The organism is Frigoribacterium sp. CF331, assembly GCF_057787905.1.
Genome location: NZ_CM173545.1, coordinates 1,880,212 through 1,898,855, shown reverse-complemented (window position 1 = coordinate 1,898,855; position 18,644 = coordinate 1,880,212). Strand labels below are relative to the sequence as shown.

Here is an 18,644-nt window from a genome sequence, read left to right as displayed (position 1 = left end):
CACCCCGTCGCCCCCTCGCCCGCCACCCGGAGCCCCAGGAGCCCCCGATGACCCAGACCTCCCCCCTCGACTCCGACCACGCCGGCCGATCGGCCCCGACCCCCGGCCTCCAGCCCTTCCTCGCCGCCGAGACGGTCGTCCTGCGGGCCCCCGCCCAGGCCTGGTCGGCCGCCGACGGCTCCATGGGGGCGGCGACCATCCACGGCGTCTACCTCGGCGACGTGCGCCTCGTCGCCGGGCACGGCCTCACGGTCGACGGCCTCGTGCCCGAGCACGTGGCCACCGTGCCCCTGGGCGCCTCGGCCGTCCGGTTCGAGTCCCTGCTGCGCGGCCTCGACGACGCCGGAGCCGACCCCGACGTGCGCCTGAGCTCGCTCCGCGACGTCACGACGACGGGCGTGCACGAGCGCCACACGATCACCTCCCGGCTCGACCGCGAGCTCACGGTCACCGTCGCCGCCACCCTCCGCCCCGACGCCTCGCCCATGGACCACGTCAAGGCCGGCCTCGTGGGTGACCCCGTGGGCGACGTGACGCTCGCCCCTGACGGCACCCGCGCCTCCTGGCGGGCCGAGGGCGTGCTGGTCGACCTCGAGACCCGAGGAGGCGCGGTGCGGCAGGCCCCCGCCGGCCTCGTCGTCGAATGGGTCGCCGTCGTGCCCGCCCGGGGCTCGGTGACGGTCGGCCTCGACCTCGTCGCCACCGCGCCCGACGCCGTCGTCCGGGGCGTGCGCACGCCGCTGCACTGGGCCGACCTCGACCCGGCACCGCGCGACGACCGTCTCGCCCGCTGGGTCGACCGGGCCCGCGACGACCTGGCGGCGCTCCGCCTGACCACGACGACGGCGCCCGACGACGTCTTCTACGCCGCCGGTGCGCCCTGGTTCTTCACGCTCTTCGGCCGCGACTCGCTCTGGGCCGCCCGCTTCACCCTGCCCCTCGACCTCACGGTCGCGGCCGGCACGCTGCGAGTGCTGGCGGGCCTGCAGGGCACGCGGCACGTGCCCGAGACGGCCGAGCAGCCGGGCAAGATCATGCACGAGCTGCGTCAGCAGACCCTGACGATCCCGGGTGAGGACGTCAGCCTGCCGCCGCTCTACTACGGCACCGTCGACGCGACGGCGCTCTGGGTCTGCCTGCTGCACGACGCGTGGCGCTGGGGGCTGCCGGCCACCGAGGTCGAGGCGCTGCTGCCGCACCTCGAGGCGGCCCTGGCCTGGATGCGCGACTCGGGCGACAGCGACGGCGACCTGCTGCTCGAGTACGTGGACGAGACCGGGCACGGCCTGGCGAACCAGGGCTGGAAAGACTCGGGCGACAGCGTCCAGTGGCGTGACGGCACGCTCGCCGAGGGGCCGATCGCGCTCTGCGAGGTGCAGGCCTACGCGTACGAGGCGGCGGTGCACGGGGCCGACCTGCTCGACGCCTTCGGCCGAGAGGGCGGCGACGGGTGGCGCGACTGGGCGGGGCGCCTGCGTGACCGGTTCCGCGCCTCCTTCTGGGTCGACGACGCCGCGGGCGCCTACCCGGCGATCGCGCTCGACGCGGCCAAGCGGCCGGTCGACACGGTCACGAGCAACCTCGGGCACCTGCTCGGCACCGGACTCCTCGACCCCGACGAGGAGGCGCTGGTCGCCCGCCGCCTCGTCTCGCCCGAGCTGCTCAGCGGCTTCGGCCTCCGCACCATGTCGACCGACAGCGCCGGCTACTGGCCCCTGAGCTACCACGGGGGCAGCGTCTGGACCCACGACACGGCCATCGCGGTCCAGGGTCTCGCCCGTGCGGGGTTCCCGGCCGAGGCGGCCCTGCTCGCCGACGGGCTGCTGTCCGCGGCGCCGGCCTTCGACCACCGCATGCCCGAGCTGCACTCGGGCGACTCGTCGCGCGAGGTGCCGTCGCCCGTGCCGTACCCCGCCTCGTGCCGCCCCCAGGCCTGGTCCGCCGCGGCCGCCGTCGCCGTCTGGTCCGCCACGCACGACGTCCACCCGCCCCGCCGCCCCTGACCCGCCCGGCCCCGGTGCCGGCCGACCCCGCGTTCCGGCGCTCAACCCCTGCCTAGGCAAATCGCCCACCGCCGAACCACGGGGTCACACGCCCACACCTTCCACCCACCCCCTGTTCCGGCGCTCAACCCCTGCCTAGGCAAATCGCCCACCGCCGAACGACAGGGTCACACGCCCACACGCCCCACCCACCCCCTGTTCCGGCGCTCAACCCCTGCCTAGGCAAATCGCCCACCGCCGGACGAGGGGGCGGCCAGCGGTCCTCCCCACGAGCGCGATGTTCGCCGTTCTCCCCAGCCCGACGTCACTCACACGGACCCCGTGTCGCGGAGCGCCAGCATCGACCACATGAACCGCCCACCTCAGCTCGTCGACGAACTGCTCACCTCGTCCGCCCTCGTCCGCTCCGGCCTGGACGACCGGCACCTCAGGCACGCGGCGGGTCGCGGCCTCCTCACCCGGGTGTCGAGAGGGGTCTACCTCGACACCACACGATGGGTCGAGCTCGAACCCGAGGGCCAGCACGCCCTCCGGGTCCACGTGCTCCTGCGGCGGTCGTCTCCGCGGCTCGTCGCGTCGCACTCCTCAGCGGCCGTCGTGTGGGGTCTTCCCCTGTTGCACAGGCCTCCTCCTGAGGTGCACGTCATCGATCCAGGCCGTCGGACGAACTCCCGCAGCAGCACGATGGTGCGGCACGCCCTCCCGCTGCACGACGACGAGCGCGTCGCGCTCGACGGTCTGACCGTCACCTCGTCGGCCCGGACCGCCGTCGACCTCGCCCTCGCCCACGGGCTGCACGCCGGGTTGATGGCCTACGACCACGGCCTGCGCGAGGGCCTCTTCAGCCGTGAAGATCTGGCGGGGTGTCTCGCTCGTCGTCGTCGTTCTCCGAGACGGAAGACCGCCGAGCTGTGTCTGCAGCTGGCCGACGAAGGTTCGATGACGCCGATCGAATCGGCGAGCGCAGCCACGTTGCACCTGCTGGGCCTTCCCCGGCCCGTCCGCCAGGAGCCGTTCTCCGACGAGCGGGGAAAGATCGGCGAGGTCGATTTCTGGTTCCCGCAGTTCGGCGGGGTCGGAGAGGCCGATGGCGACGTGAAGTACACGAGACCGGAGATGCGAGGTGGGCGAGACCCCGCGCAGGTGGCACTCGACGAGAAGAACCGTGAAGACCGCATCCGCGCCGTTCCTCGCGTGCGGCACTTCGGTCGATGGGGCTTCGCGACGGCGTCGTCCCCTCCGAAGCTCAGGGCCCGGCTCCGTGCGGTCGGGTTCCCGCTTCTGTGATCGTGCGTCTCGAGAGCGGACTCGACGTCGCACTCGCCGACGGCGCCGGACGGCGCCGGACGACGCCCGACGGCCCCGTCGCCGACGGCGCCCGACAGCCCCCGCGGCCCCGTCACCGGTGGCGCGCAACTCCCATCTCGTTGACGATGCATGCCGTCAGCCGTGACCTCACCGGCGGCGTGCCGCGTCGCTCTCCGACAACCGCGCGACGACCTGCCGGGCGATGGCGCGCCCCGCCCGGTTCGCCCCGATGGTGGACGCCTGCGGACCGTATCCGGCGAAGAACAGCCGCGGGTCGAGGGTCGAGGCCCCGCCCTCGACGCGGACCCCTCCGTCGGCCGACCGCAACCCGAGCGGTGCGAGGTGCCGCAGCTCGGGCCGGAACCCCGTCGCCCACACGATGGCGTCCGCGTGGGCGAACGCGCCGTCCGCCCACCGCACGCCGTCCGGCTCGATCGATGAGAACATCGGCCGTTCGACCAGCAGGCCGCGCTCGACGCCCGAGGCGAACCGCCGGGTGCGGGGCACGCCGGTTCCGCTCACGATGCTCGGCAGCGCCTGGCCCGCTCGGGCGGCGCGGTCCTGCGCCGTCACCGCCGCGACGGCCGACTCGACGTCGAGCTCGCCCTGGTCGAGCCAGTCGACGGGTCGACGCGTCACCCACGTGGTCGAAGCCGCCACGCCCTCGAGCTCGAGGACGAAGCCGATGGCGCTCGTGCCCCCGCCGACGACGACCACGTCGAGCCCGGCGAGTTCGGACGCCGCCCGGTAGTCCGACGTGTGCAGCTGCCGGCCCGCGAACGTGTCGCGCCCCGGGTACCACGGCACGAACGGCGCCCCCCACGTCCCGGTCGCGTTCACCACGACCTCGGCCCGCACCGCACCCGAGTCCCCCGCCTGCTCCGCCCCCGAGGAGGCGCGCCTCGCCCACCGCACCGAGAACCCGCCGCCCAGCCCGGTCACCCCGGTCACCTCGACCGGGCGCCGCACGTCGAGCCCGAGTGCCGCCTCGTAGCGGGCGTACTGCTCGGCGACGACGTCACGTGCCGGTGCCGACCGGTCCGCCGAGTCGAAGCCCAGCCCGAGCCCGGCCATGCCGGGCAGGTCGTGGACGCGGTGGGCGGCACCCAACCGCAGGCTCTCCCAGCGGTGCTGCCAGGCACCTCCCGTCCCGGGCCCCCGGTCGAGCACGACGAGGTCGGGGCCGACCTCGAGACCGAGGCGCCGCAGGTACCACGAGACGGACAGCCCGGCCTGCCCCGCGCCGATCACGACGACCCGCGTCCGCTCGTCGCCGCCACCAGAAGTCATCCCGACCATCATGCCCGCCCCGGGCGGCGGCCGGGGCTAGGGGTACATGATAAGATCGGTCCAGTTTTGCAACAGTCACCTGTCGGCAGTTCCCGGTTCGTCCGACACCGTTTCCGGGCCGAGTTCAGAGGGGGTCACGCATGGGGCGCGGCCGTCAAAAAGCCAAGCACACCAAGGTCGCCAGAGAGCTGAAGTACTTCAGCCCTGACACCAACTACGGTGCACTCGAAAAAGAGTTGGCGACGAAGAACGACTCCGGCGACGAATACGTCGACAAGTGGGCCGACGATTTCGACGACGAATACGACACCGAGCACGACCAGAACAAGAGCGCCTGAGGCCTGACCGCTGATGCCTTCTTCGTCCTCGTCGCTCGTGTGGGAGCAGGTCGTCGTCGATTCGAGCGACCCCGCGCGGCTCGCCCGCTGGTGGGCCGACGCGCTCGGCTGGGTCGTCGTCTCGACCGGTGACGACGAACCCGAGATCCGTCCGACGCCCGACACGTTGCCGGGTCTGTTGTTCGTCCACGTCCCCGAGGCGAAGACGGTCAAGAACCGTCTGCACCTCGACTTCCGGCCTTCCCCGGTCGACGGCCAGACCCGCGAGGCCACGCAAGCGGTCGAGGTCGAACGCCTCGAGTCGCTCGGCGCGGTCCGCGCGCAGGTCGGCCAAGACGACGCCGACGTCTCGTGGGTCGTGCTCGCCGACCCCGAGGGCAACGAGTTCTGCGTCCTCTGACCCCAGACGCACGGCGCCCGTCGCGATGCGCGGCAGGCACGACGACGGCCCCTCGATCTCGAGGGGCCGTCGTCGCATCCACCGGCCTCACCGGCGGGATCGCCGGTCGAGAGGCGCCCGTCAGGAGGCGCGGGTCAGCGTCCGACGAGCGTCGCGACCGCGGGCAGCAGCCCCACGACCAGCAGCAGGATCATGCCACCGGCGGTGAGGGCGGCGACCTTGCGGCCGCCGGTGACCGGTGACGCGTCCGAACGGAGCGGAGCCGGCTCGACGGGCACGCGGCTGACCCGGGCGCTCCGGGGGGCGGCGACGGCCGTGCGGGAGACGGGCGAGAGAGGGATGCGGGTGGTGGTCATGGGTCGACTCCTTCGTCGTCCGATCTGACGTCGTCGTCAGCGCGCCCGGCACGGGCGTCCGCCCATCGTACGTCCGCCGGCGCGCGAACGCCATCCAGCTCGTTCGACCGAGGCACCGTCCGGCGCGCACGGTCGCCCCGCGGCAGCCGACCACCCCGGGGCGCCGACGCGACCCGTCGTCAGCCGGCGTAGTCCCCGACGAGTCGCACCGCGCCTCCGTCGACTCCCTTGGCGCCCTGCTCGAACCCGGCCAGGTCGCGCCCACCGGTCGAGACCGTGCCGACGGGCCAGGTCGCGATGCCGTCCGCCTCGAGGGCCGAGGCGACGGCGGCGGCCTGCGACGCCGCGACGACGGCGATCATGCCGATGCCGAGGTTCCAGGTGCCCTCGCTCGACTCGAGGGTCGAGCCGGCCAGGCCGCTCAGCACGCGGAACACGGGCAGCGGCGACCAGGTCGACCGGTCGACCTCGGTCCACGAACCGCGGGGCAGCACGCGGGCCAGGTTGGCCGCGATGCCGCCACCGGTGACGTGGCTGAGCGAGTGCACCGCACCGTCGAGCGCGGGATCGTCGAGGACCCGCAGCAGCGGCGACGTGTAGAGCCGGGTCGGTTCGAGCAGCGCCTCGCCGACGGTGCCCGAGAACTCGGGCAGGGCGTCGTCGTAGCCGAGGTCGCGCGAGGCCAGGATGTGCCGCACGAGCGAGAAGCCGTTCGAGTGCAGGCCCGACGAGGCCAGGGCGAGCACGACGTCGCCGTCGCCCACGAGGTGCGGGCCGAGCTGGCGCCCCGACTCGACCGCGCCCACCGCGGCGCCCGCCACGTCGTAGTCGTCGGGGCCGAGCAGGCCGGGGTGCTCGGCCGTCTCGCCGCCGACCAGGGCCGTGCCGGTCTCGCTGCAGGCGCGGGCGATGCCCTCGACGATCGAGGCGATGCGCGTCGGCACCACGCGGCCGCAGGCGATGTAGTCGGTCATGATCAGCGGCCGGGCGCCGACCACGACGATGTCGTCGACGACCATGCCCACGAGGTCCTGCCCGATCGTGTCGTGCTTGTCGAGCGCCTGGGCGATGGCCACCTTGGTGCCCACGCCGTCGGTCGAGGTGGCGAGCAGCGGACGGTCGAAGTCCTTGAGGAACGACACGTCGAACAGCCCGGCGAACCCGCCGAAGCCCCCGACGACGCCGGGGCCGTGCGTGGCGGCGACGGCGGCCTTCATCAGCTCGACCGCGCGGTCGCCGGCGGCCGTGTCGACCCCTGCCGCGGCGTAGGAGGCGCTGGTCGAGTGGGCTGGGGAGGTCGCCATTCGTTCATCCGTTCGGTGTCGCTCTAGACTGTCGCGGTAACCCCAACTCTACGGTCTGGAGCCAGATCCGCATGTGCGGCATCGTCGGTCTCGTCGCGCACGAGCCAGCAAATCAACTCGTCTACGACTCGCTCCTCCTGTTGCAGCACAGGGGGCAGGACAGCACCGGGATCGCCACCGCCGAAGGTGGCATCTTCCACGTGCACAAGACCAAGGGGCAGGTCCGCGAGGGGTTCCGCACCCGCGACATGCGCGCCCTGCTCGGCACCATGGGCCTCGGCCACGTGCGCTACGCCACCAAGGGCGCGGCCAGCAACGAGCAAGAGGCGCAGCCGTTCTACGTGAACGCCCCCTACGGCATCGTGCTCATCCACAACGGCAACCTGACGAACACGCGAGAGCTCACCAGCGAGCTCTTCCACGTCGACCGGCGACACCTGAACACCAACAGCGACACCGAGCTGCTGGTCAACGTCCTCGCGCACGAGCTGCAAGAGCAGGTCAACGGCAGCGAGCTCGACCCCGAGCAGATCTTCGCGGCGGTCAGCCGGGTGCACGACCGCGTCCAGGGGTCGTACGCCGCGATCGCGATGATCGCCGGTCACGGACTCCTCGCCTTCCGCGACCCGTTCGGCATCCGCCCGCTCGTGCTCGGCCGCCGTCTCGCGGCCGACGGCGTCCGCGAAGAATGGATCACCGCCTCCGAGTCGCTCGTCCTCGAGTCGGGTGGCTACGAGATCGTCCGCGACGTCGCCCCCGGCGAGGCCGTCTTCATCTCGCTCGACGGACAGATGGTCTCGAAGCAGTGCCACGCCAGCCCGCGCCTCATCCCCTGCTCGTTCGAGTACGTCTACCTGGCCCGCCCCGACTCGATCATGAACGGCATCTCGGTCTACGACGCCCGCCTGCGCCTCGGCAACCGGCTGGCCGACACGATCGCCGCGCACTCGCCCGTCGGCGACATCGACGTCGTCATGCCCATCCCCGACTCGTCACGGCCCGCGGCCATGCAGGTCGCGCAGAAGCTCGGCATCGAGTACCGCGAGGGCTTCTACAAGAACCGCTACGTCGGCCGCACCTTCATCATGCCGGGGCAGGCCGAGCGCAAGCGCTCCGTGCGCCAGAAGCTCAACGCCATGTCGAGCGAGTTCAAGGGCAAGAACATCCTGATCGTCGACGACTCGATCGTCCGCGGCACCACCTCGCGCGAGATCGTCGAGATGGCCCGGGCCGCCGGCGCGAACGAGGTCACCTTCACCTCGGCCGCTCCCCCGGTGCGGTTCCCGCACGTGTACGGCATCAACATGCCGTCGCGACACGAGCTCGTCGCGCACGACCGCAAGATCCCCGAGATCGCCCGCGAGCTCGGCGCCGACCACCTCATCTACCAGGAGGTCGCCGACATGCAGGCCGCCATCACCGAGGGCAGCGACGTCACCGAGCTCGAGATGAGCTGCTTCACGGGCGACTACGTCACGGGCACCGTCAGCCCCGAGTACCTCGCCTGGGTCGAGGCGAACCAGCTCAGCTAGGGCACGGCCCGGCCCACCCACGCCTCGCCCGGGCTTCCACCCGTCGGGGGAGGCGCGGCGTCGGCGGGCGTCCCTAGGCTGGGGCCATGAGCGACGTCGGCATGCCCCGCCCCGAACCGACCGCGACGCCGACCGCGTCCGCCCTGCAGATCACGGGCCTGCGCAAGGCCTTCGGCGACAAGGTCGCCGTCGGCGGCATCGACCTGACCGTGCCGTCCGGGTCGTTCTTCGGCCTCGTGGGCCCGAACGGCGCCGGCAAGACGACGACGCTCTCGATGGCCACCGGGCTGCTGCGTCCCGACGCCGGGCGCATCGAGGTGCTCGGCGTCGACGTCTGGTCCGACCCGACGCACGCCAAGTCGCTCGTCGGCGTGCTCAGCGACGGCATCTCGCTGTTCGACCGCCTCACCGGCGAGCAGCTCGTCACCTACCACGGCCTGCTCAACGGCATGAGCCGCGAGACGACGGCCCAGCGGGTCGGCGACCTGCTCGACCTGCTCGACCTCCGGTCGGCGGGCGGCACGCTCGTCGTCGACTACTCCGCGGGCATGACCAAGAAGGTCGCGCTCGCCTGCGCGCTCGTCCACGCCCCGCGCCTCCTCGTCCTCGACGAGCCGTTCGAGTCGGTCGACCCGATCTCGGCCGCCAACATCCGCGACATCCTGCACGGCTACACGCAGAACGGCGGCACGGTCATCGTGTCGAGCCACTCGATGGACCTCGTCCAGCGCATGTGCGACCACGTCGCCGTCATCGCGTCCGGGCGGGTGCTGGCGGCCGGCACGACCGACGACGTGCGGGCCGGCTCGACCCTCGAAGACCGGTTCGTCGAACTGGTCGGCGGGCGTCAGCACAACGAGGGGCCGTCGTGGTTGCGCACCTCCTGAGCCTGCGCTGGCGGGTGCTGCTGAACGGCTTCAAGCGCAGCACCTGGCAGATCGTCGCCGCCGTCCTGGGCGGGCTCTACGGCCTCGGCGTGCTCGCCGCGGTCGTCGCCGGGCTCGTCGCCCTCGCCTTCGCGCCCGAACGATGGGCCTGGACGGCCGGCGTGCTCGGCGGCTCGCTCGCCGTCGTCGGCTGGGTCGTCGTGCCGTTCGTCGCCCGGGGCTACGACCAGACCCTCAGCGTCTCGAAGCTCCGCCAGTTCCCCCTGCCGGCCGACCGGCTGCTCGTGGCCCTCTTCGTCACCGGACTGCTGGGCATCCCCGGCATCGTCACGCTCGTCGCCGCCCTCGCGACGACCTTCAGCTGGGTGCAGCACCCGCTGTCCGCCGTGCTCGCGCCGTTCTGCGGGGTGCTCGGGGTCTTCGTCTGCGTGGCGGCGTCCCGCGCGGTCGAGACGGCCACCAGCGCCCTGGGTGCCAAGCGCCGCTACCGCGAGCTGATGAGCGTCGCGATCTTCGTGCCCCTGATCCTCGCCGGCCCCCTCATCGGCCTGGTCGGCCAGGGCCTCAGCTCGATCGGCGACGACCTGCCCCGGGTCGCCCACGCCCTGTCGTGGAGCCCCCTCGGTGCCGCCTGGTCCATCCCGGGCGACGTCGCGCTGGGCCGGCCGGGCGAGGCCGCCCTCAAGGCGCTGATCGCGCTGGCCACCCTCGGAGTGCTGCTGCTGCTCTGGCGGCGGGGGTTGGCGACGGCACTCGTCGCCCCGCCCGCCGTCACGGCCACCGCGGCGTCCAAGGGCCTCGGCCCCTTCGCCCGCTTCCCGGCGACCCCCACGGGCGCGGTCGCCGCCCGAGCGGCCGTCTACTGGCTCCGCGACCCGCGCTACGGGGGCTCGTTGATCGTCGTGCCCCTGATGCCCGTCCTCGCCCTCTTCCTGTCGTTCTCGCTCGAGACGACCTGGCCCCTGTTCGCCATCGGCCCGGCGGTCGCGGCCCTGCTCGCCATCACCCTGGCCGCCGACGTCTCGTACGACGGCACCGCCTTCGCCGCCCACCTGTCCACCGGGTTGGCCGGCTCGGCCGACCGGGCCGGGCGCGTGCTGACGCTGTCGTTGTTCGCCGTGCCGGCGGTCGTCCTCGCCACCCTCGTCCCCCTCGCCGTGATCGGGCGGGTCGACGCGGCCCCGGCCTTGCTCGGCGTCGGCCTCGGGCTGCTCCTGACCGGCTTCGGGGTGTCGAGCGTGGCTTCGGCCCTCTACCTCATGCCCGTCCCGGCGGCGGGCGAGAGCCCGTTCAAGTCCCCGCCCGGTGCCAGCGTCACGTCGGCGCTCGGCCTCTACGCGTCCTGGGCGATCGTCTTCGTGCTGTCGCTGCCCGAACTGGCGCTCGGGGTGGTCGCCCTGGTGCAGGGGTCGGTGCTGCTGGGGCTGGTCACCCTCGTCGTCGGGGTCGCCCTCGGGGCCGTGCTGATGCTCGTCGGCATCCGACGGGGTGGACGCCTCCTCGACACCCGTGGGCCCGAACTGCTCACACGCCTGCGTCGAGCCCGAGGGGCCTGATCGGTCGATCGCCGTCGGCGTCGCTGCCCGCCACCGACGACGAGTCGCCGTACGTCCGTCGGACTCCGTCGGTCTCGCCGCCCGTCGACGACGGGTCGCCGCACGTCCGTCAGACGCGGTCGGCGTCGCCGTCCGTCAGACGCGGTCGGCGTCGCCGTCCGTCAGACGCGGTCGGCGTCGCCGTCCGTCAGCGAGGGCCGGTCGACCGGGGCCTCGTCGACCGGGGCCTCGAGCCGCTCGCGCTCGACCTGGACGCGCTTCGCCCCGCGACTCGTGACGCGTTCGGCGACGATGGCCACGAGGCAGCCGACCGTGCCGCCGATCGTGAGGCCCCAGAGCGAGATGTACCCGTAGGTCTGGGCGACGCCCTCGCCCGAGTCGAACGGGAAGAGCGAGGTGACGACCAGCGACACGACGACCCCGAGGGCGGCGCCCATGATCAAGAAGACGGGCACCTTCGGTGCGCGGCGGACGGTGACCTCGTCGCGTTCGACGACCGACTCGACCACGGGCCCGCGGGGCTCGGACACGGGCTCGTCGGGCTCGACGCCGGGCACGGGTCGCTGCTGGTCGTCGGGTGCGTTGGTCACCCGCCCATCATCCCAGAGGCGGCCGACGGCCGCCGCCGCCCGTCTCGACGTCGAGCAGGGCCGCCGCCCCGTCCGATCCCCGCCCCGCCGACCGAGTGGGCAGGACATGCTCCCCAGGCCCTGACGAAGCGCACCTCCTGCCCGCTCGGCGCCAGGGGCGGCGGCACGCGGCTCGGCTCGGAGCCCGGGAGGCGCGGGTCAGCCCCGCTGCCAGGCGATCGGCACGTAGCCGGTCAGGTCCGCCCTGCTGCCGGAGGCCGACACGAGTGCCCCGGCCCGCGCCTCCTGCCAGCTGAGGTCGCCGGTCGCGAGTCGGACGAAGGTCGCGGCGTCGGTCTCGACCACGTTGGGCGGCGTGCCGCGGGTGTGGCTGAGCCCCTCACGGAACTGGACGGCGCCGAACGGCGGCACCCGCACCTCCACGGTGGCCCCGGGCTCACCGTCGGCGAGCACCTGGAGCAACCAGCGGACGGCCGTCGCGGTCACGGGCCGGGGCGCCACCCCGCCCTCGGCGAGCGCCGCCCGCACCTCGGCCACGGCGGCCGATCCCGCCGCGTCGTCGATCCGTGCCCTGGCCATGCGCCCACGCTACCCGCGCCTCCCCGCACCATGCCGCGCCTCCCGCACCGCCCCGCACCGCGCCGCGCCTCCCGCACCGCCCCGGCCCGCGCCTCCCCGCACGGCACCGCGCCTCCGCCGTCCGGACTCGGCACCGCGGCGGACGCTCGGTAGGCTGTGGCCCGTGCGAATCCTCGTCCTCGGTTCCGGTGCTCGCGAGCACGCCATCATCACCGCCCTGTTGCGCGAAGACGCCGGTCACGAGATCGTCGCGGCTCCCGGCAACGCGGGCATCGCCGACCAGGTCGGCATCGTGCACCTCGACCCGTCGAACGGCGCCGTGGTCACCGAGTACGCCCTCGAGAACGACGTCGAGCTGGTCGTCGTCGGCCCCGAGGCGCCGCTCGTCGCCGGTGTCGCCGACGCGCTCCGCACCCGGGGCATCCCGGTGTTCGGGCCGGGCAAGAAGGCCGCGGCGCTCGAGGGCAGCAAGACCTTCGCTAAACGGATCATGGACGAGGCCGGCGTGCCGACCGGCCGCGCCACGCGCGTCGGCACCCTCGACGAGGCCGTCGCCGTGCTCGACGACCTCGGCTCGCCCTACGTCGTCAAGGCCGACGGGCTCGCCGCCGGCAAGGGCGTGCTGGTCACCGACGACCGCGACGCGGCGATCGAGCACAGCACGTACTGGCTGCAGCACGGGCCCGTCCTGGTCGAGGAGTTCCTCGAGGGCCCCGAGGTCTCGCTCTTCTTCGTCAGCGACGGCCACACCGTGGTGCCCCTCAGCCCCGCGCAGGACTACAAGCGCCTGCTCGACGGCGACGCGGGCCCGAACACCGGCGGCATGGGCGCGTACTCGCCGTTGCCCTGGCTGGCCGACCGGTTCGGCAGCGAGAAGGACTTCGTCGACGAGGTGCTCGACACCATCGCCACCCCGACCGTGCGCCGGCTCGAGTCCGAGGGCACGCCGTTCATCGGCCTGCTCTACGCCGGCCTCATCCTCACCGAGCGGGGCGTGCGCGTCATCGAGTTCAACGCGCGCTTCGGCGACCCCGAGACGCAGGTGGTGCTGCCCCGGCTGCTCACGCCGCTCAGCGGCCTGCTGCTCGCCGCCTCGACCGGGTCGCTCGGCAACCACGAGTCGCCCCGGTTCTCGTCCGACGTGGCGGTCACGGTGGTCCTCGCGAGCGAGGGCTACCCCGAGGGCGCGGTCAGCGGTCGCACCCTGCACGGGCTCGACGACGCGACGGCCGTCGCCGGCGTCCACCTCGCCCACGCCGCGACCGCCCGCCTCGACGACCGTCTGATCGCCACGGGCGGGCGGGTGCTCAGCGTCGTGGCGCAGGGTTCTGACTTCTCCGAGGCGCGCGGACGCGTCTACGACGCCCTGCACCGCATCGAGCTCGAGGGCGGCCAGTACCGTCACGACATCGCCGAGCGGGTCGCCCGATGAGCGGCGCCGACGGGCAGACGCCCGCGGCCGCCGTCACTCCTCCCGACGACGCCCCCGCAGGAGGCGCGGGTCACCAGGCCCCGCCCGTCACCCCCGGCACCCCCCTCCCCCTCGACGGCTGGACGCCCGTCTACTCGGGCAAGGTGCGCGACCTCTACGTCCCCGCGCCCGTGGCCGGCTCGGTCGGCGACGCCGCGACCCTCGACGACACCGAGCACGTGCTCGTCGTCGCGAGCGACCGGGTCAGCGCGTTCGACCAGGTGCTCGAGCCCGGCATCCCCGGCAAGGGTGCCCTGCTCACGCAGCTCAGCCTCTGGTGGTTCGCCCAGCTGACGACCGTGCCGAACCACCTCGTCGACCCGACCACCGCCTCCGTGGCGCTGCCGGCGCAGGTCCGCGACCGGGCGATGCTCGTGAAGCCGCTCGACATGTTCCCCGTCGAGTGCGTGGTGCGCGGGTACCTCGTCGGCAGCGGCTGGAAAGAGTACGAGCAGCACGGCACGGTCTGCGGCATCCCGTTGCCGACCGGCCTGCACGACGGCGACCGCCTGCCCGAGCCGATCTACACCCCGGCCTACAAGGCACCCCTCGGCGAGCACGACGAGAACGTCTCGTTCGAGCGCACCGTCGAGCTGGTCGGGGCCGAGACGGCGGCGGCGCTGCGCGACCGCTCGCTCGAGATCTACCGGCTGGCGTCCGCCGTGGCCGAGGCCCGCGGGGTGATCCTCGCCGACACGAAGTTCGAGTTCGGCGCGGACCGCACCACGGGCGAGATCACGCTGGGCGACGAGGTGCTCACGAGCGACAGCAGCCGCTACTGGGACGCCCGGGTCGACTCCGCGGGCGACCGCACCCAGAGCTTCGACAAGCAGATCGTCCGCGACTGGCTGTCGGCCGACTGGGACGGCACCGGCGAGCCCCCCGCCCTGCCCGACGACGTCGTCGCCCGCACGGCCGCCCGGTACCGCGAACTGATCGAGCGCCTGACCGGCAGCTGACCCGGCCCCCGGCCTCGGCGGCCCCGCCCCGCACCGCCTCGCCTCGCCTCCACACCGCGTTTCGTGCAGCGCACCGTGTCTAGACCCGGTGCGCTGCACGGAACGCGGTGCGCTCTCGGTCGGGAATGCACGACGCCGCCAGCCGGTTCCGTTCGATGACACGTCACCGACCGGGTGACCATCCGACCCGAGCAGACCGAGGGCCCCCATGACCGACACCTCCGCGACCGACGCGACCCGCGCCTTCTCGTCCTCCGCAGCCGACGCGTCAGCGACGCGACCGCGGGCGTCGGGTGCCCGCGCCGCCGACCTGCTCGCCGCCGACACCGGCATGGGAGCCGTCACCCTCCGCGTCGCCGACCTCGACGCGATGACCGCCTACTACCGCGACGCGGTGACGCTCACCGTGCTGGTCGCCGACCAGGCGGCGGGTCGCGTCGTCCTCGGACGCGGCGCGACCCCGATCGTCATCCTCGAGCACGCGCCCGAGCTCAAGCACGCCGGGCCACGCGAGGCCGGGCTCTTCCACACGGCGATCCTGTTCGAGACCGAGGCCGACCTGGCCGCCGCCGTCTACAGCGTCGCGACCCGCCACCCGGGCACGTTCACGGGCAGCGCCGACCACCTCGTCAGCAAGGCCTTCTACTTCACCGACCCCGAGGGCAACGGCATCGAGCTCTACTGGGACCGCCGGCGCAACGAGTGGTCGTGGACCCACGGTCAGGTCGACATGGCGACGCTCGCCCTCGACCCCAACGCCTTCGTGCAGCAGAACGTCACCGAGGAGGCGCTGGCCGGCTCCGCATCACGTCCCGCCACGGTCGGCCACGTGCACCTGAGCGTGGGCGACGTCGAGTCGGCCCACCGGTTCTACGTCGAGCAGCTGGGCTTCGAGACGACCACGCGCTTCGGCCCGCAGGCGCTGTTCGTCAGCGCGGGCGGCTACCACCACCACATGGCGATGAACACCTGGACCAGCGCCGGCGCCGGACGCCGCCAGCTCGCCCTGGGGCTCGGCCTCGTGCGCATCGAGGTGCCCACCGCCGACGACCTGGGCGCCCTCGGCGAGCGCCTCGGCCACCACGGCGTCGCCACCCGCGACGACGGGCGCGTGCTCGGGTTCGACGATCCCTGGAACAACCAGCTCGAGGTGACGGTCCGACCGCAGTCGAGGTAGCCCTCGGTCGCCGGCGGGGCCCCCGTCGCTACGGTGGGTCCATGTCCGACTCCGATGCCGCGCCTCCCGTCTTCTCGACCGTCCGCGAGGGCGACCTGACCCTCGACGACCACGAGGCGGTCGCCGCGATGCTCGCCCGGGCGTTCCCGAGCTACGACCACTGGTACGCCGGAGCCCGCAGCTGGGCCGGCATGCAACCCGAGCTGCGCGTCGTGGCCCGCCGGGGCGACGTGGTCGTCGCGCACGCCGGACTCCGGCGTCAGTTCGTCACCGTCGGCGACACCGACCTGCTGGTCACGGCGGTCGGCATGGTCGCCGTCTCGCCGACGCTGCAGGGCACGGGCGTCGGCGGCGAGCTGCTGCGCCGGGTCGACGCGGCGTTGACCTCGCTCGACAGCGCGGTCGGCCTGCTCGAGACCGGCGACGACGTCCAGGGGTTCTACCGACGCGGCGGCTGGTTGCCACTCGACGGGCTCACGGCGCACTACACGGCGTTCAGCGCCGACGGAGCCGGCGTCCTCGTCACCCAGGACCACGGCTGGCTGCTCCGCGAGGGCACGCGCACCCTCGCCGACTGGCCCGCCGGCGAGCTGCACTGGAACGGCCAGATGGTCTGACGCCGCCACGGCGCCACGCCGCCACGGCACGCCCGAGCCCGGTCGGTCCGCCAGGCCCGCGCACGTCCGGGCGACGAGCCGGGACGCCGAGGAGGCGCGGCTCCCGTCGAACGGGAACCGCGCCTCCTCGGGTCTGACGCGGTGGCGGACTACGCCGGGACGCCGACCTCGATCGGGTCCTCGTTCGAACCGGGTGCCTCGGGCTCGACGCCCGCCCGGACCCGCTGGCCGAGCGTCGCGTCGACGTTCGTCCAGTACTGGTAGACGCGCTCGCGCAGGGCGGACTGGGTCACCTTCGAGACGTGGCCGACGATGTTCTGCACGAGGCGGTCGCGCTGGGCGTCGTCCATGACCTCGCGGACGAGCGTGCCGGCCTGGCCGAAGTCGTCGTCCTCGGGGTGCAGGGTCGCCGCCGAACGGACGAGCTCGCCGTCGGCCTCCCATCCGCCGGTGTCACCCGCGGCCTGCGGGTCGGCCGCGGGGCCGCCCACCGAGTTGGGTGCGTAGACCGGTGCGGTGGCCTCGCTGAAGTGGTAGCGCGCGGCGCCGTCCTTCGAGTACGAGTGCACCTCGGACTTGGGCATGTTGACCGGCAGCTGCTGGTGGTTGACGCCCACGCGGTAGCGGTGGGCGTCGGCGTAGCTGAAGATGCGGGCGAGCAGCATCTTGTCGGGGCTGGCCGCGATGCCGGGCACGAAGTTCGACGGCGCGAAGGCGGCCTGCTCGATCTGCGCGAAGTAGTTCTCGGGGTTGCGGTTCAGCGTCATCTTGCCGACCTCGATCAGCGGATAGTCGCCGTGCGGCCACACCTTGGTCAGGTCGAACGGGTTGAAGCGGTAGCCGGCGGCGTCCTCGTACGGCATGACCTGCACCGACAGCGTCCAGGTCGGGAAGTCGCCGCGCTCGATCGCCTCGGAGAGGTCGCGGATGTGGAAGTCGGCGTCCTCACCGGCGATGCGGTCGGCGTCGTCCTGCGTGAGGATCTCGTTGCCCTGGTCGCTCTTGAAGTGGTACTTGACCCACGAGCGCTGGCCCTCGGCGTTGATCCACTGGTAGGTGTGCGAGCCGAAGCCGTCCATGGTGCGCCACGAGGCGGGCAGGCCGCGGTCACCCATCAGCCAGGTGACCTGGTGGGCCGACTCGGGCGACAGGGTCCAGAAGTCCCACTGCATGTCGTGGTCGCGCAGGTGCGACCCGGGGAGGCGCTTCTGCGAGTGGATGAAGTCGGGGAACTTGATGCCGTCGCGGATGAAGAAGACGGGCGTGTTGTTGCCGACGAGGTCGTAGTTGCCCTCGGTCGTGTAGAACTTCAGCGAGAAACCGCGGGGGTCGCGCCAGGTGTCGGGGCTGCCCTGCTCGCCGGCGACGGTCGAGAAGCGCGCGAGCATCTCGGTCTCGACGCCGGGCTGGAAGAGCGCGGCACGCGTGTAGCGCGAGACGTCGCCGGTCGTGACGAACGAGCCGAAGGCCCCGCCGCCCTTGGCGTGGACGATGCGCTCCGGCACCTTCTCACGGTTGAAGTTCGCGAGCTTCTCGACCAGCTTGTGGTCGTGCAGCACGATGGGGCCGTCGGCGCCGACCGACTGCGAGTGCTCGTCGCTGGCGGCGGGGGCGCCGTTGTCGGTGGTGGTGATCTTCTTCGCGTCGGTCATGTGTCCTCTTTCGTTCGTGGTTCGTCGTCGTGGGAAGTGAGGGGGGCGGGTCAGTTCGTCGGACCGGTCGCGACCGGCGTCGCCGCTGCGACGGGGGACGAGGAGGCGCGGGTCGGCTCGTCGCCCTCCGCCCCGTCGGCCTCGGCCGCCCGACAGGCCGGGCACAACCCCCAGAAGGTCACCTCGGCGGTCTGCACGAGGTACCCGGAATCATGCGACGGGGTCAGGCACGGCGCGTGGCCGACGACGCAGTCCACGTCGGCGACCGACCCGCACACCCCGCAGACCACGTGGTGGTGGTTGTCGCCGGTGCGCAGTTCGTAGAGCGCCGCCGAGCCCGCCGGCTCGATGCGGCGGACCAGCCCCGCGCCGGTCAGGGCGTTGAGCACGCCGTACACCGCCTGCACCGACGTGCCGGGCAGGTCGAGGGCGACCCGGGCGAAGACCTGCTCGGCGGCCGCGTGCGGCGCGGGCTCGAGGGCGCGCAACACGGCGAGCCGGGGCTCGGTCACGCGCAGCCCGGCGGAGCGCAGCGCCTCGCGGGGGTCGACGGTCGGATCGGTCATGTGCCCAGTCAACCACTTTCTTGAGCAGATCAAAACAAATGAGTCGTCCTCGGAGGCTC

18 protein-coding genes are annotated in these 18,644 nt (G+C 73.1%); 11 read left to right on the top strand and 7 right to left on the bottom strand.

Annotated features, from left to right (window positions below):
- Nucleotides 1-47: 47 nt before the first annotated feature.
- Complete coding sequence (locus AC3CCI_RS08865; RefSeq protein ID WP_488626909.1) at nucleotides 48-2,003, top strand: glycogen debranching N-terminal domain-containing protein; 1,956 nt, start codon at nucleotides 48-50, stop codon at nucleotides 2,001-2,003.
- Between the two features lie 348 nt (nucleotides 2,004-2,351).
- Complete coding sequence (locus AC3CCI_RS08860) at nucleotides 2,352-3,290, top strand: hypothetical protein (RefSeq protein ID WP_488626908.1); 939 nt, start codon at nucleotides 2,352-2,354, stop codon at nucleotides 3,288-3,290.
- Nucleotides 3,291-3,458: 168 nt separating this feature from the next.
- On the opposite strand, the gene AC3CCI_RS08855 is transcribed toward AC3CCI_RS08860, so the two are convergent.
- Nucleotides 3,459-4,601: an NAD(P)-binding domain-containing protein gene (locus AC3CCI_RS08855; RefSeq protein ID WP_488626907.1), complete on the bottom strand. Its 1,143-nt coding sequence runs from the start codon at nucleotides 4,599-4,601 to the stop codon at nucleotides 3,459-3,461.
- Nucleotides 4,602-4,741: 140 nt separating this feature from the next.
- Here AC3CCI_RS08855 and AC3CCI_RS08850 point away from each other — a divergent pair, with 140 nt between their 5' ends.
- Both AC3CCI_RS08850 and AC3CCI_RS08845 read left to right on the top strand, forming a co-directional pair.
- Nucleotides 4,742-4,939, top strand: coding sequence for a DUF3073 domain-containing protein (locus tag AC3CCI_RS08850; RefSeq protein ID WP_056227242.1), 198 nt, complete (start codon nucleotides 4,742-4,744; stop codon nucleotides 4,937-4,939).
- Nucleotides 4,940-4,952: 13 nt separating this feature from the next.
- Complete coding sequence (locus AC3CCI_RS08845; protein WP_488626906.1) at nucleotides 4,953-5,339, top strand: VOC family protein; 387 nt, start codon at nucleotides 4,953-4,955, stop codon at nucleotides 5,337-5,339.
- Nucleotides 5,340-5,473: 134 nt separating this feature from the next.
- Here AC3CCI_RS08845 and AC3CCI_RS08840 read toward each other — a convergent pair whose 3' ends face one another.
- Both AC3CCI_RS08840 and purM read right to left on the bottom strand, forming a co-directional pair.
- Nucleotides 5,474-5,695: a hypothetical protein gene (locus AC3CCI_RS08840; protein WP_488626905.1), complete on the bottom strand. Its 222-nt coding sequence runs from the start codon at nucleotides 5,693-5,695 to the stop codon at nucleotides 5,474-5,476.
- A gap of 179 nt (nucleotides 5,696-5,874) precedes the next feature.
- Nucleotides 5,875-6,999 carry a phosphoribosylformylglycinamidine cyclo-ligase gene (gene purM, locus AC3CCI_RS08835; RefSeq protein WP_488626904.1) on the bottom strand — a complete coding sequence of 375 codons (1,125 nt, stop codon included), beginning with the start codon at nucleotides 6,997-6,999 and terminating at the stop codon, nucleotides 5,875-5,877.
- Between the two features lie 71 nt (nucleotides 7,000-7,070).
- On the opposite strand from purM, the gene purF reads away from it, so the two are divergent.
- The 3 genes from purF to AC3CCI_RS08820 all read left to right on the top strand — a co-directional run bounded on the left by purF (nucleotide 7,071) and on the right by AC3CCI_RS08820 (nucleotide 10,974).
- Nucleotides 7,071-8,531, top strand: a complete 1,461-nt coding sequence (purF, locus tag AC3CCI_RS08830) for an amidophosphoribosyltransferase (protein WP_354595466.1) — start codon at nucleotides 7,071-7,073, stop codon at nucleotides 8,529-8,531.
- 86 nt (nucleotides 8,532-8,617) lie between these two features.
- The gene (locus AC3CCI_RS08825; RefSeq protein ID WP_488626903.1) at nucleotides 8,618-9,418 is read left to right on the top strand and encodes an ABC transporter ATP-binding protein; all 801 of its coding nucleotides are present in this window, start codon (nucleotides 8,618-8,620) and stop codon (nucleotides 9,416-9,418) included.
- On the top strand, nucleotides 9,400-10,974 hold the full coding sequence (locus AC3CCI_RS08820) for a transporter (RefSeq protein WP_354595468.1): 1,575 nt from the start codon (nucleotides 9,400-9,402) through the stop codon (nucleotides 10,972-10,974). Before AC3CCI_RS08825 ends, AC3CCI_RS08820 begins: the two co-directional genes overlap by 19 nt.
- 161 nt (nucleotides 10,975-11,135) lie before the next feature.
- Here the strand turns inward: AC3CCI_RS08820 and AC3CCI_RS08815 are convergent, their stop codons facing one another.
- Both AC3CCI_RS08815 and AC3CCI_RS08810 read right to left on the bottom strand, forming a co-directional pair.
- Nucleotides 11,136-11,564, bottom strand: coding sequence for a hypothetical protein (locus AC3CCI_RS08815; protein WP_354595469.1), 429 nt, complete (start codon nucleotides 11,562-11,564; stop codon nucleotides 11,136-11,138).
- Nucleotides 11,565-11,762: 198 nt separating this feature from the next.
- Nucleotides 11,763-12,143, bottom strand: coding sequence for a sterol carrier family protein (locus tag AC3CCI_RS08810; RefSeq protein ID WP_488626902.1), 381 nt, complete (start codon nucleotides 12,141-12,143; stop codon nucleotides 11,763-11,765).
- Nucleotides 12,144-12,306: 163 nt separating this feature from the next.
- Here AC3CCI_RS08810 and purD point away from each other — a divergent pair, with 163 nt between their 5' ends.
- The 4 genes from purD (at nucleotide 12,307) to AC3CCI_RS08790 (ending at nucleotide 16,367) form a co-directional block, all read left to right on the top strand.
- Nucleotides 12,307-13,575, top strand: coding sequence for a phosphoribosylamine--glycine ligase (purD, locus tag AC3CCI_RS08805; protein ID WP_354595471.1), 1,269 nt, complete (start codon nucleotides 12,307-12,309; stop codon nucleotides 13,573-13,575).
- Nucleotides 13,572-14,573 carry a phosphoribosylaminoimidazolesuccinocarboxamide synthase gene (locus AC3CCI_RS08800; protein ID WP_354595472.1) on the top strand — a complete coding sequence of 334 codons (1,002 nt, stop codon included), beginning with the start codon at nucleotides 13,572-13,574 and terminating at the stop codon, nucleotides 14,571-14,573. The genes purD and AC3CCI_RS08800 overlap by 4 nt, the downstream gene beginning before the upstream one ends.
- Nucleotides 14,574-14,904: 331 nt before the next feature.
- A complete protein-coding gene (locus tag AC3CCI_RS08795; protein ID WP_488628678.1) occupies nucleotides 14,905-15,750 on the top strand; it encodes a VOC family protein in 846 nt (281 codons plus the stop codon).
- Between the two features lie 41 nt (nucleotides 15,751-15,791).
- A complete protein-coding gene (locus AC3CCI_RS08790; protein WP_488626901.1) occupies nucleotides 15,792-16,367 on the top strand; it encodes a GNAT family N-acetyltransferase in 576 nt (191 codons plus the stop codon).
- Between the two features lie 149 nt (nucleotides 16,368-16,516).
- Here AC3CCI_RS08790 and AC3CCI_RS08785 read toward each other — a convergent pair whose 3' ends face one another.
- The gene (locus AC3CCI_RS08785; RefSeq protein ID WP_488626900.1) at nucleotides 16,517-18,019 is read right to left on the bottom strand and encodes a catalase; all 1,503 of its coding nucleotides are present in this window, start codon (nucleotides 18,017-18,019) and stop codon (nucleotides 16,517-16,519) included.
- 50 nt (nucleotides 18,020-18,069) lie between these two features.
- Entirely contained in the window at nucleotides 18,070-18,585 is a 516-nt protein-coding gene (locus tag AC3CCI_RS08780; protein ID WP_488626899.1) for a Fur family transcriptional regulator, read from the bottom strand.
- Between the last annotated feature and the right edge of the window lie 59 nt (nucleotides 18,586-18,644).